The 11,733-nt window shown below is 39.7% G+C and carries 14 protein-coding genes; 11 read left to right on the plus strand and 3 right to left on the minus strand.

The genetic code is table 11. The annotated features are described in order from the left end of the window. The first annotated feature begins 4 nt into the window (after positions 1-4). The 4 genes from CDH51_RS02145 to CDH51_RS02160 all read left to right on the plus strand — a co-directional run bounded on the left by CDH51_RS02145 (position 5) and on the right by CDH51_RS02160 (position 1,605). Entirely contained in the window at positions 5-250 is a 246-nt protein-coding gene (locus tag CDH51_RS02145; protein ID WP_100627041.1) for a cold-shock protein, read from the plus strand. Between the two features lie 4 nt (positions 251-254). After that, positions 255-449 (plus strand): cold-shock protein, encoded by a 195-nt coding sequence (locus CDH51_RS02150; protein WP_026945704.1) that lies wholly within the window; start codon positions 255-257, stop codon positions 447-449. A 51-nt stretch (positions 450-500) separates the two neighbouring features. Then, complete coding sequence (locus tag CDH51_RS02155; RefSeq protein WP_024282374.1) at positions 501-695, plus strand: cold-shock protein; 195 nt, start codon at positions 501-503, stop codon at positions 693-695. A 196-nt stretch (positions 696-891) separates the two neighbouring features. Continuing rightward, positions 892-1,605, plus strand: a complete 714-nt coding sequence (locus CDH51_RS02160; protein WP_100627042.1) for a head GIN domain-containing protein — start codon at positions 892-894, stop codon at positions 1,603-1,605. A 67-nt stretch (positions 1,606-1,672) separates the two neighbouring features. Here CDH51_RS02160 and CDH51_RS02165 read toward each other — a convergent pair whose 3' ends face one another. Next, positions 1,673-2,425 carry an SDR family NAD(P)-dependent oxidoreductase gene (locus tag CDH51_RS02165; protein WP_198514248.1) on the minus strand — a complete coding sequence of 251 codons (753 nt, stop codon included), beginning with the start codon at positions 2,423-2,425 and terminating at the stop codon, positions 1,673-1,675. Between the two features lie 329 nt (positions 2,426-2,754). On the opposite strand from CDH51_RS02165, the gene CDH51_RS02170 reads away from it, so the two are divergent. Both CDH51_RS02170 and CDH51_RS02175 read left to right on the plus strand, forming a co-directional pair. Then, positions 2,755-3,066, plus strand: a complete 312-nt coding sequence (locus CDH51_RS02170; protein ID WP_100627043.1) for a hypothetical protein — start codon at positions 2,755-2,757, stop codon at positions 3,064-3,066. A 180-nt stretch (positions 3,067-3,246) separates the two neighbouring features. Next, the gene (locus tag CDH51_RS02175; RefSeq protein ID WP_100627786.1) at positions 3,247-4,701 is read left to right on the plus strand and encodes a pyruvate kinase; all 1,455 of its coding nucleotides are present in this window, start codon (positions 3,247-3,249) and stop codon (positions 4,699-4,701) included. A gap of 26 nt (positions 4,702-4,727) precedes the next feature. Here the strand turns inward: CDH51_RS02175 and CDH51_RS02180 are convergent, their stop codons facing one another. After that, positions 4,728-5,099, minus strand: a complete 372-nt coding sequence (locus CDH51_RS02180) for a hypothetical protein (protein WP_133391585.1) — start codon at positions 5,097-5,099, stop codon at positions 4,728-4,730. A 175-nt stretch (positions 5,100-5,274) separates the two neighbouring features. Here CDH51_RS02180 and CDH51_RS02185 point away from each other — a divergent pair, with 175 nt between their 5' ends. The 4 genes from CDH51_RS02185 to CDH51_RS02200 all read left to right on the plus strand — a co-directional run bounded on the left by CDH51_RS02185 (position 5,275) and on the right by CDH51_RS02200 (position 8,985). Continuing rightward, positions 5,275-6,177, plus strand: coding sequence for a bile acid:sodium symporter family protein (locus CDH51_RS02185; protein ID WP_100627045.1), 903 nt, complete (start codon positions 5,275-5,277; stop codon positions 6,175-6,177). Next, positions 6,174-7,175 carry a 1-acyl-sn-glycerol-3-phosphate acyltransferase gene (locus tag CDH51_RS02190; RefSeq protein ID WP_100627787.1) on the plus strand — a complete coding sequence of 334 codons (1,002 nt, stop codon included), beginning with the start codon at positions 6,174-6,176 and terminating at the stop codon, positions 7,173-7,175. The genes CDH51_RS02185 and CDH51_RS02190 overlap by 4 nt, the downstream gene beginning before the upstream one ends. 76 nt (positions 7,176-7,251) lie before the next feature. After that, a complete protein-coding gene (gene hppD, locus CDH51_RS02195) occupies positions 7,252-8,346 on the plus strand; it encodes a 4-hydroxyphenylpyruvate dioxygenase (RefSeq protein ID WP_100627046.1) in 1,095 nt (364 codons plus the stop codon). A gap of 54 nt (positions 8,347-8,400) precedes the next feature. Then, positions 8,401-8,985, plus strand: a complete 585-nt coding sequence (locus CDH51_RS02200; protein ID WP_100627047.1) for a DUF502 domain-containing protein — start codon at positions 8,401-8,403, stop codon at positions 8,983-8,985. 30 nt (positions 8,986-9,015) lie between these two features. Here the strand turns inward: CDH51_RS02200 and CDH51_RS02205 are convergent, their stop codons facing one another. Further along, positions 9,016-9,792: a hypothetical protein gene (locus CDH51_RS02205; RefSeq protein WP_100627048.1), complete on the minus strand. Its 777-nt coding sequence runs from the start codon at positions 9,790-9,792 to the stop codon at positions 9,016-9,018. Between the two features lie 193 nt (positions 9,793-9,985). Between CDH51_RS02205 and CDH51_RS02210 the strand changes: the two genes are divergently transcribed. After that, entirely contained in the window at positions 9,986-11,716 is a 1,731-nt protein-coding gene (locus tag CDH51_RS02210; protein WP_100627049.1) for a phospho-sugar mutase, read from the plus strand. Positions 11,717-11,733: the final 17 nt, after the last annotated feature.

Here is an 11,733-nt window from a genome sequence, read left to right on the forward strand (position 1 = left end):
CAATATGGCCAAAAACCAAAATGCTTTTATGAAAAAGCAACGCGCTGAACTCAAACGCCGCAAGAAAAAGGAAAAATTTGAGGAAAAGCTGCAGCGTAAATCACAACCCAAAGACGGAAGTCTTGAAAATATGACAGTTTATGTAGATGAATTCGGAAATCTTTCGGAAACACCACCTGAGCCGCCAACAACAAAAAAACAATTAAATCAAACCAATTCCCGTAGCAATTCTGCTGCACAAAACAAGTAAAACTATGAACGAAGGAACAGTAAAATTCTTTAACGAGTCCAAAGGTTTTGGATTCATCACGCCATCAGACAACTCTGAAGACGTATTTGTACACATCAGCGGTCTCGTACACGAGATTCGTGAGCACGACAAAGTTAGCTTTGACACGACTCAAGGTAAAAAAGGTATCAATGCAGTCAATGTGAAAGTAATCGGTTAATCCCGATCACTTGACTTGACCGGGCTTTCGAGCCCATCAATTCAAAAAATCATGAACGAAGGAACAGTAAAATTCTTTAATGAATCCAAAGGATTTGGATTTATTACTCCAGCAGACAATTCTGAGGACGTATTTGTACACATCAGTGGACTAGTACACGAAATCCGTGAAAACGATAAGGTAACCTATGATACCGTTCAAGGTAAAAAAGGAATCAACGCAGTCAATGTGAAAGTGGTCGGTTAATCCACCCTTATTCATTCAAAAGAAAAGCGGAGTGTTTACTTCGCTTTTTTTTTATGCCTTTTTAATATTCACATTTCTTCTCCACCCTGAAATAAAGCATCAGTATGCTCTATAGTTCTCGAAATCTATTGAACGCAGTGTCCAGATCGATATTCTTCAGATATTTTTTAACTTAACATTCTAAACCTCAACAACTATGAAGAATCTAAAGTATCTCTCTTTTTTATTGATGCTGCTTGCCTTATCCTGCGTGAATCGCTCCAAAAAGGAATTGGGTGAAAAATTAACCGAAACCAAGTCTATAGCCGGCGTAACCAAGGTTAGTCTTACAGGAGCATTTAATGTCCACATTCATCAAGGGGATGAAGAATCAATGGAGATTGAAGGCTATCAGAAAACCATAGACCAGCTTACGATTTCTCAAGAAAATGAATCCTTACAAATCAAGTTTGGATCAAAAGAGATGGAATTTGAGGAAGGGTTTACCCCAGAAATTCACCTGACGATAGCCAACCTGGAAGAGCTATCCTTTGACGGTGCAGGGAATATCGAGTCTGAGGGTAAATTGGAACTCAATAGCCTCCTTATCAAAGGAAATGGTGCTGCCAACTTAGAACTGAATTTTGAAGCAAATGAATTGGAAGCAAGACTGAATATGATGGGAAATACGAATTTCAAAGGCAGTGCTGAAAACGCAAAAATCCTATTTGAAGGCATGGGCAATTTAGATGCGGAGGATCTTCTCACAACCAATTTAGATCTAAGGTCAAGTGGTATGGGCCGTGTATCGGTTTATTGTACTGGTGAACTTTCTCTCCAAGCAGAAGGCATGGGAGTAGTCAGCTACAAAGGAAATCCGACGGTAATCAAAGAAGAAGTAAATGGCCTGGGAATCGTAAATAGAAATTAAAAAGTAATATCCATCTGAATAAAAATGCGAGCCATTCTAAAGCTCGCATTTTTTCTTTTTCAACTGCCTATTGTGCCAAGTATCCCCCATCCACAGGGTAATATGAACCTGTAACAAAAGAAGACTTCGAAGACCCTAACCAAAGAATCAATTCTGCAACTTCCTCAGAAGTACCTAATCGGCCTATAGGATGTAGGCCCTCTACCATTTTAAGCGTCTCCTCATCCAAATTATTGGTCAATAATGGGGTCAAAATATAACCTGGTCCAATCGCATTTACGCGGATATTTGAGGCAGCATATTCCAAAGCAGTAGCCTTAGTCAAACCTACCAAACCGTGTTTTGCCGCCACATAGGCCGGCGAAAGTCTTGTGCCCACGGCTCCGAGAATGGATGCAATATTCACGATCACTCCTCCCTTATTCTTAGCCATCGCTTGAACCTGATAGTGCATACCATAAAAAACACCAGATAGGTTGGTATCGATGACCTTTTGCCAACCGTCTAGCGGGTATTCAGCTGTAGGTGCCAATGGACCACCAATACCGGCATTATTAACTGCAATGTCTAGCTTCCCGTATTCTTTGACAGCAGCGTCAACCAGTTTTTGATTTTCTTCTGCTGAGGAAATATCTGCTTTGAAAAACATACCCTCACCTCCGGCTTTCTTGATCTCGTCTACTACTTCATTTCCCTGCTTCTCATCGACGTCAGAAACCACCACCTTAGCACCTTCTTGAGCATAAAGTAAAGCAGCAGCCCGTCCGATTCCCGAAGCAGCACCTGTGATAATTGCAACCTGATCTTTTAGCATTTTCATAGTAAAATGGGTTTAGAGATTTAAAATATTATCCGTTTGAGATTACGTCCTCCTTTAAAAACGTAAAGCATTGATTGAAAGCCAAAAAAGATCACCTATTTAAAGCTAAACTGATAAAAATCATATCATTACTCAAGCAGATTATCTTGTTCAATAGTTTTTATAAATCAAAATCATCACTTGTATTTATGATTATTTTTAAAATTTTATTATTTAAATGAGAAAAATTATAGCTGATAGAAAAATTATATTCTGTTTTTTCTCGATTTCAACAACCCTGCGAAATGGTAGACGTATATGAACTAACTAAACCAATAAATTAAATAAAAATGAAAACTTTAAATCCGTTTACGAAGAAAATTTGGGCTGTTGCAGCACTTCTGTTTTTGGGCCTTGGAACGCTTCAGGCGGAGACCAATTCCCATGAGACAAATCTAGAAAGACCCTTGAAGGTTGAAGAAATTTCAGTTGAGATTTCTGAACGAATTCCTACCATCATTTTGGTAGATAAAAATCTAGATATTGTCGCTCAATTTTATGGAAATACCGATGAAGTAAAGCTGAAGTTCAAAGACACCTTCCAAAAGAGTGAGAAATTAATCGAACATAACGGACAGAAAATATATCTATTGACAAACTAATCAAGTCAATAAAAAGTAATCGAAATCAGCGGCATTCCCATGTCGCTGATTTTTTTATTTCCAATTATTCTGGAAATTTCTTTTTCGATTTCAAATCCCGACAGAAAGGTTTCTTTTTGTCATTTTCCCAGAGTGATCCATCTCGGAAAACTCATTATTTTTATCAAAATCCTACCAATCATGAACCTACAGGAAATCCAAGGAGAACTGCAAGAGCTAGAACTGCAGATGAACAAGATTTCACTATCATTTTCAGATCTTCTAAGTCACATTCATCCAGAAAACAGGATTTCCGCAGAGAATCTACTTCACTACCTAGTTTTGAGGAGCAATGACATTCAAAACCTTCAAAATGAACTGCATGCAGTGGGATTATCATCGCTTGCATCCTGTGAAAGTCATACGCTTCATCAAATCCAAGTGACTTTGGAGCGATTGGGTATAAAATCCGAAACAGTAGCAAAAAGCACCTCAGAATTTGGAGAGAACAAAATCAAAAACTCCAGTAAGCACTTATTTGGGAAACCACAAAAAAAGTGGTTGTCTGCAGTGATGGTCACCTTTGATTCCTCATTTCTTTCTCAGCCAGAGTTGATTGAAGAACTACTAAAAAGCGGAATGAGTGTAGCAAGAATTAATTGTGCGCATGATCAGGAGTCCGTTTGGCTTTCAATGATTCAGGCGATTAGAAGAGCAGAAAAAAACACGGGACTATCCTGTAAAATTCATATTGACTTAGCCGGTCCAAAAATCCGTACTGTTCTACTTAAGAAAGGTAGAAAAAAAGGTAAGGCTGAATTAAAAATCGGACAAAAGTTCTGGCTGAGTGAGACTGAGGATGGTTTTGAAAAAGATGATTTGGTAGTAAGCCCAAATGAATCAAATATTATTGAATCATTGAGAATAGGAGAAAGAGTTCTCTTTGATGATGGTATGATTTTGTGTTTGGTCAAGAGTACTGATGATAATAAGGCACTTTTAGAAGTTGTCAGGATTTCTTCAAAAAAACCATTTTTGAAAGCCGAAAAGGGGATAAATTTCCCTGACACGAAATTAAATACCCCATCACTTACAGCTTATGATCAAACGTGTCTGCCTTTTGTTGTATCCGAAGCAGATACGGTGGGTTTTTCATTTGTTCGTTCACCGGAAGATATTCAAAAGCTTCGCGCTGAGATGAGTCAAGTTTCAAATTCCTATCCTTCGGTCATCTTAAAAATTGAAACGGCTGAGTCTGTCAGAAACTTCCCATCCCTCCTTCTTGAAGGTATGAAGGATTTAAGTTTTGGAGTAATGATTGCGAGAGGTGACCTGGCGGTAGAAATCGGATTTGAACGATTGGTTGAAATTCAAGAAGAAATATCTTGGCTCTGCGAAGCCGCACATGTTCCGGTAATTTGGGCCACTCAGGTACTAGAAAGTTTACACAAATCAGGTTTAGCCACACGGGCAGAAATAACCGATGCCGGACGAGCAGCGATGGCCGAATGCATAATGGTGAATAAAGGTGCTCATACTTTGGAGGTCTTAAAATCCTTAAGGGAAATCGCGAAAAGAAGTCAAGGTCACCGCAGAAAAAATAGATTGCTATTCAGGCCATTGGGAATTGCAAAGTCCTTTTTCACGGTGGAATAAATTAGGACTAAATGGATTACTGATCCTTATTCAAAATTGCAGGCAGAATTTTCAGCTTTCCAGACAAGTGTTTGGTTCATCAACTCACTAGAGGGAATTCCACCTTCACCTGAGCCTAAATAACCCAATTCATTTCCATTGCAGTCATAGACTAAAAAAACTGAAAGGCAAAAAGGACAGCAGTTTCCAAAAATAAATGCTTTGCCTCCTTGGTAGTCCGCTGCTAAAACGTACTGATATTGAGCAAACTCCCCTTCTCCACCGAATTCCTTTATTTTCTCTTTAAACCAAGGAAGATCTGAAACCTCATCATTTCCACAATCTGGAAATCTATCCTCGTCTTGACAAGCACCGAGCATCAATAAGATCAATAAGGACAAGAATAGTAGTTTTTTCATGGATAGAATATAGCTAGTAATCAAAAGTGATTTGACACCGAGACGAATCAACATTTCAAATAGCTACAAGAAAGAAAAAAGATTTGACAAAGATTTCGGGGAAGTAGCCATTCTTCAACTCCTAATTTGAAGAAGAAAATTTGTTTTCTCTTTTTTTAAATGGATTTTTGGAGCGATGAACCCAAGCCACGACCTAGACGCAGTCGCGTTAAATTTCTCTCCAAACGACCTTTTATTACTGAATCTAGCTCTTGCTTTGATTATGTATGGGGTTGCTTTAGACTTGAGGGTTGAGGATTTCAAATATTTAATCAAAAACCCAAAAGCCTTTTTTCTGGGTGTCTTTGCCCAATTCCTTTTACTTCCGGCACTTACATTGTTGCTAGTTTATATAATGAGACCTCCTGCTTCTGTATCTCTGGGGATGTTTCTAGTAGCTGCATGTCCGGGAGGGAATGTATCCAATTTCCTAAGCAATCTAGCGAAAGGAAATACCGCCTTATCGGTCAGCCTAACAGGTTTCTCTACGATTGGCTCTATTTTTCTTACCCCAATAAACTTTGCACTTTGGGCTGGTTTTTATAGTCCTACACGAGAATTGCTTCGAGAAATCAGTCTTGATATTTCAGAAGTATTCCTGACCGTATCCTTGATATTGGGGATACCTCTTGTGCTGGGAATTTTGACAAGAAACTTCTATCCCCAACTAGCAGATCGCGCAAAAAAGATCCTTCAGCCCTTGAGCATTTTGATATTTGCGGCATTTGTGGTTGTGGCATTTATGGGAAATCTGGACATTTTTCTTGAATACATTTCGGTCATCTTCCTTTGGGTTCTTGCTCACAATGCAGTGGCACTTTCAGCCGGTTTTTTTACTGGTTTTTTTGGAAAACTGCCATTTCCAGACATAAAAACACTGAGTATCGAAACAGGTATACAAAATTCCGGCTTGGGCTTAGTTTTAATTTTCACTTACTTTGACGGACTCGGAGGAATGGCCATTATCACAGCACTTTGGGGTATTTGGCATTTGATTTCGGGAATGGCCTTGGCCTTAAGTTTGAAAAATATCAAATGAAGAACCTGTTTAACTGGATCCTTCGGCTTTTAGTCAAAATTGCTCTCCACCTTTTTTACAGGAGAATTTATGTGAAGGGAAAGGAAAATATTCCTAAAAACCGTCCAATCATCCTTGTAGCCAATCATCAAAATGCACTGATTGACCCACTTCTCCTTGCCACACATACCAGATTGAACCCTTGGTTTTTGACCCGGGCATCAGTTTTCAAAAAAGCACTCATAGCCAAGATTCTTCACTTTATCCGCATGCTTCCCGTGTATCGGGTAAGGGACGGTTTTTCTACCATTCAGCAAAATCAAAAAACATTCGAGGCAACTTTTGAAGTACTCCGAAGAAATGGAACCGTCATCATTTTTGCAGAAGGTACGCATAGCCATGTGCGCAACTTAAGACCACTTAGCAAGGGCTTCACCCGGATGGCATTTGGACTGAAGGAGAAGTATCCTGAATCAGAGCCAGTCATTTTGCCCGTGGCCATGGAATTTAGCGCTCATAAGCGAAGTGGCTCAACGGTGAGAATAACCTTTGGAAATCCCATTCCCGTAGACCTTCCCCCATCCAAGTCTGGCCTTCTTACCAAGAAAGTGGAGCAAACACTTCGGGAGATGGTTGTATTGATTCCAGAAGATAATTATGAGAAAAACCTTCAAAACCTTATTGATGCAGAGGTAGATCTTACTATTAAACAAGGAGTTAATGATTATTTGGAAAAAGGCATCATCGACTATCAATACGAAAGCCCTTCTGGCCTTCGCAATAAATTGATGAAACTCTTCCACTTGCCTTTGTATTGGATTTGGCTATGGATAAAGCCTAAAATAGATGACCATGTCTTTTATGCCACTTTCAAGTTTTTAATTGGCTTCTGTTTGGGGCCTTTATGGTATTTTTTGATGATTTGGGCGATTTTCGAAAGTGGTCAAGCAGCTTGGGCTTTGACTTTTTTCATTATGGCTATTATCAGTTTGTTCTGGAATAAAACCCCTCAAGAATAAGCCTTTCCTTACCAAATAAAATTTGGCAGGAATGTGTAACTTTGAGGAAAGAATAAGAACCCAAAATATAAAAACCATGACAGAAGATTTCTTGCCAATCAATGGCACCGACTATGTCGAACTTTATGTGGGAAATGCTAAGCAATCTGCTCTTTTCTATCAATATGCCTTCGGATTCGAACTCATCGCCTATGCTGGACCGGAAACAGGAATCCGAGATCGTGCTTCGTATGTATTGAAGCAGGATAAGATCAGACTTGTACTCACTTCTCCTATGGTAGCAGACCACCCAATTTCCCAGCACATCCAAAAGCATGGGGACGGAGTAAAAGTCCTGGCTCTTTGGGTAGATGATGCTGCTAAGTCTTGGTATGAGACCACTTCAAGAGGTGCAGAATCAGTAGCTGAGCCCAAAACCATCACCGATGAGTTTGGTGAGGTAAAAGTAGCTTCCATCAAAACTTATGGAGATACCATCCATACATTCGTAGAGCGAAAAAATTATAAGGGAATATTCCTTCCAGGCTACAAGCCTAGAAAAAGCACTTATCAATCAACTTCAATTGGCCTCAAATACATCGACCACTGCGTAGGTAATGTGGAATTGGGTGAAATGAATAAGTGGGTTGATTTTTATGAAAATGTGATGGGCTTCAAATTGCTGATCACTTTTGATGATAAGGATATCTCCACAGAATACTCTGCATTGATGTCCAAGGTAGTCTCCAATGGAAATGGCTACATCAAGTTTCCTATCAACGAGCCTGCTGAAGGAAAGAAAAAGTCACAAATCGAAGAATACCTTGATTTCTACAATGGAGCTGGCGTGCAGCATATGGCCATCGCCACGGATGATATCATCCACACAGTGGGTGAGCTGAGAAAACGGGGTGTTGAATTTCTTGAGGTTCCTTCCACCTACTACGATGATTTACTGGATCGCGTAGGTACTATAGATGAAGACCTTCAACCCTTAAAGTATCTCAATATTCTTGTAGACCGAGATGATGAAGGTTACCTCCTTCAGATATTTACCAAGCCACTTCAAGATAGGCCTACCCTATTCATTGAAATAATTCAGCGAAAGGGTGCCACATCTTTTGGAAAGGGGAATTTCAAAGCACTGTTCGAAGCCATCGAACGAGAGCAAGAACTGCGAGGAAATTTATAAGATTTGAGCCGACCATTGGTCGGCTTTTTTTATATTTAAAAAAGCTGATCAATTATGAAAAAATTACTCTCTCTGGGTGGCACCTTAGTCAAAGGTGGCATTTTTTTCTTACTGCCTTTAGTTCTTCTCGTAGTAATCCTCGAAAAGGCAATAAAAATCATTCGGCCACTCAGTGATTTTATTAGAAAAAGCTTAGGGCTAGCAGATAGTCAGATTTTTACACCCTTTTTATTTTCGCTTCTTATCGTGCTTCTTTGCTGCCTAATCGCAGGGATAATTGCCAAAAGAGGCCTAGGAAAAAAAATGATGTCATGGATCGAAAACAACGTTTTGGTCTTATTTCCAGGATATAAATTGATCAAAACTACCTTCGAGCAACGGGTAGGAATTCAGGAAAACCATGATTTCCCTGTGGTCTTGGTTCCAATCGACGGATGGATGCTGGCATATCTCGTTGATGAATTAGAAAAAAATCAAGTTGTCGTTTTCGTTCCTTCTGCACCGGATCCATGGAGTGGAAATTTGGTAATTTTTGATCGAGACAAAATCAAAGATACCAAGCTAGATAAGGCCGATGTAACAAGAATATCGAGAACTCTCGGGGTTGGAAGTAAAGAGATTTTAAAGGAAAAATTCTAAATCCTCACAAAATTCAACTGCCGAATCATTTTAATGAAAATCAAACCAGAGCGAAACTGGATTCAAGTTTGACTGACTTTCTTTTGCAATCTCCTTAGAAGAATTGGGTTGCAATGACTGCTGGCTTGGCTGAAACATAAACTGAAAGCTCAAGTCTGAATTCTCAACCCTTTCGTCACTTTGGCTGCTTGGAGTGAACTTCAAGACCGATTCTGGAACCATTGTAGAAACTCGCACAGAAACAGCTGTAAAATCAAGCTTCAGGCTTTCAAAAGATTCGACTTCTAGATTTGAGCTAGTGAGTTGATTCGTTTTCAAGTCAATTTCTCCAAACTCCTTGATCTTATTTTGCCAGGAAGCATTTTTCAGACGGTCCTCCTCAATATCAAATTTTAAACCGAGTGATTTACTAATAAGTGTATTTGAACCCTCTGCCTCTAGCTTCAATCTACCATCTGAAAAAATTGTCCAGGTAAGTATGATGGATTCCGGTAAATAGAATGATTTGACCTGAATCGAACCGTCCTTATTTCTCTTCCAACTGTAGGAGTCAAAAGCACTTTCGATCCCTTCCAATACAGGAATCTGAGCGAAAGGAAGAACATGCATCCCAACCTTCACTTTTTCGAGTCCTCCGGATGCTTTAGCAAATACAAAGATCTTATCCTCAACTCGTATATGTAGATCGATGGTTGATTCCCGAACGACAATCGTTGACTTTTCTATGTCTTCCGATCCGCTCGAAAATGGGATTACAAAAAGACAGTTCCAAATGATCAGAAATGTAAAAACAGAGTTTGTAAACATATTGGGGTGATGAGAATGCTAAAGTACTTTTTTCTTGATGAATAAGAAACCAAAAGGTCTTGTAACAATAACCGGGCCTTTAGAAAATCGATTTGTAAGAAGAAGGTTTATTTTAGGAATGGATTTAAGGAGATTAAATGGCATTTTTTGACATTTTACATATCTTAGAATCGCACAAATAATTTTTAAAGAAATGACTACGATAGACCCTGCAATCTTAGTAAAAGCCCAAAGCTGGCTTCAAGGAAATGTTGATGAAGAAACCAAAGCGGCCATACGAAAACTTCAGGACGAAGATCCTAAAGAATTTATAGACTCTTTTTATCAGGATCTGGAATTTGGGACCGGTGGACTCCGAGGATTGATGGGCGTCGGCACCAACCGAATGAATGTCTACACCGTGGCTATGGCCACACAAGGACTTGCTAATTACCTTTTAGCATCCTTTCCCCATGACTCCATCAGCGTGGCTATCACTCACGACAGCCGAATCAATAACACTCTTTTTGCAAAAACCACAGCTGATGTGTTCACTGCCAATGGCATCAAGGTATATTACTTCCGCGAAATGCGCCCTACTCCCATGCTTTCATTTGCAGTAAGGCATTTTGGGTGCAAAAGTGGTGTCATGATCACTGCCTCGCACAACCCCAAGGAGTACAATGGATATAAAGCCTACTGGGAAGATGGAGCTCAGGTAGTTGCGCCACATGACAAAAACATCATCGCTGAGGTCCAAAAAATCACCTCCTTTGATCTCGTTAATTGGGATAAAAATGATGACTTGATCGAATATATCGAAGAAGATTTCGATCAAATCTATTTGGAAAAAGTAAAAGGGCTCAGCTTGGAGCCAGCTGCAATTCAAAAGCAGAAAGATATGCCAATTGTGTTTTCCCCTATCCATGGAGCTTCCGGCAAAATGGTACCTGAAGCTTTGGAGGCATTTGGCTTTGAAAACATCCATATCGTCAAGGAACAAGCAGAGCCAGATGGCACCTTTCCAACCGTGATCTACCCAAATCCAGAGGAAGCTGAGGCACTGGCAATGTCAATCGAATTAGGAAAAAAAGTAAATGCAGAACTGATTTTGGCATGTGACCCGGATGGTGATCGCTACGCAGCTGTTGTCCCAAATGAAAAAGGCGAGTTTGAATTGCTAAATGGAAATCAAACAGGCACCCTTCTCACCTATTATCTCCTCAGCAAATGGAAAGAAGCAGGAAAGTTGAACGGAAAGCAGTTTATGGTCAATACCATCGTAACTACTGAGCTAATCAATCGCATTGCTGAGGGATTTGGAGTGAAATGCTTCAATGTATTGACCGGATTTAAAAATATCGCAGCAATCATTCGTGATTTGGAGGGAAAAGAAACCTTCATTGGAGGCGGAGAAGAATCCTATGGTTATTTGGTGGGCGATTTTGTCCGTGACAAAGACGGCGTAAGTGCTTGTGCTATGGTCGCAGAGGCAATTGCCTATTACAAAACGCAGGGAAAAACCGTTTTTGAAGTCTTGGCAGAAGTTTATCAGCAATTCGGTTTTTACAAAGAATCATTGATTTCTATCACCAAAAAGGGTAAAGACGGCGCAGAACAGATTCAGGCTTTGATGATGGACTTCAGAACCAATCCTCCAAAAACCATGGACGGAATAGCTGTAGAAACCATCTATGATGTCAAGGAAAGCACGATTCAGCATGTCAAAACCGGTAAAAAAGAAAAACTTGATTTGGATTCTTCAAATGTGATGCAATTCTATCTTGAGGATGGTAGTAAGATTTCTGCAAGACCTTCCGGAACAGAGCCAAAAATCAAATACTATTTCTCAGTCAGTGCCCCTTTAGAAAATGTAACTGACTATCGGAAAGTAGAGCAGGAATTGACGAAAAGGCTTGAAGGACTGAAACAGTATTTTTCCTAAAAATGAAAAAAGCAGGA

It is taken from the genome of Algoriphagus formosus (assembly GCF_002807035.1).
GTDB lineage: Bacteria > Bacteroidota > Bacteroidia > Cytophagales > Cyclobacteriaceae > Algoriphagus > Algoriphagus formosus.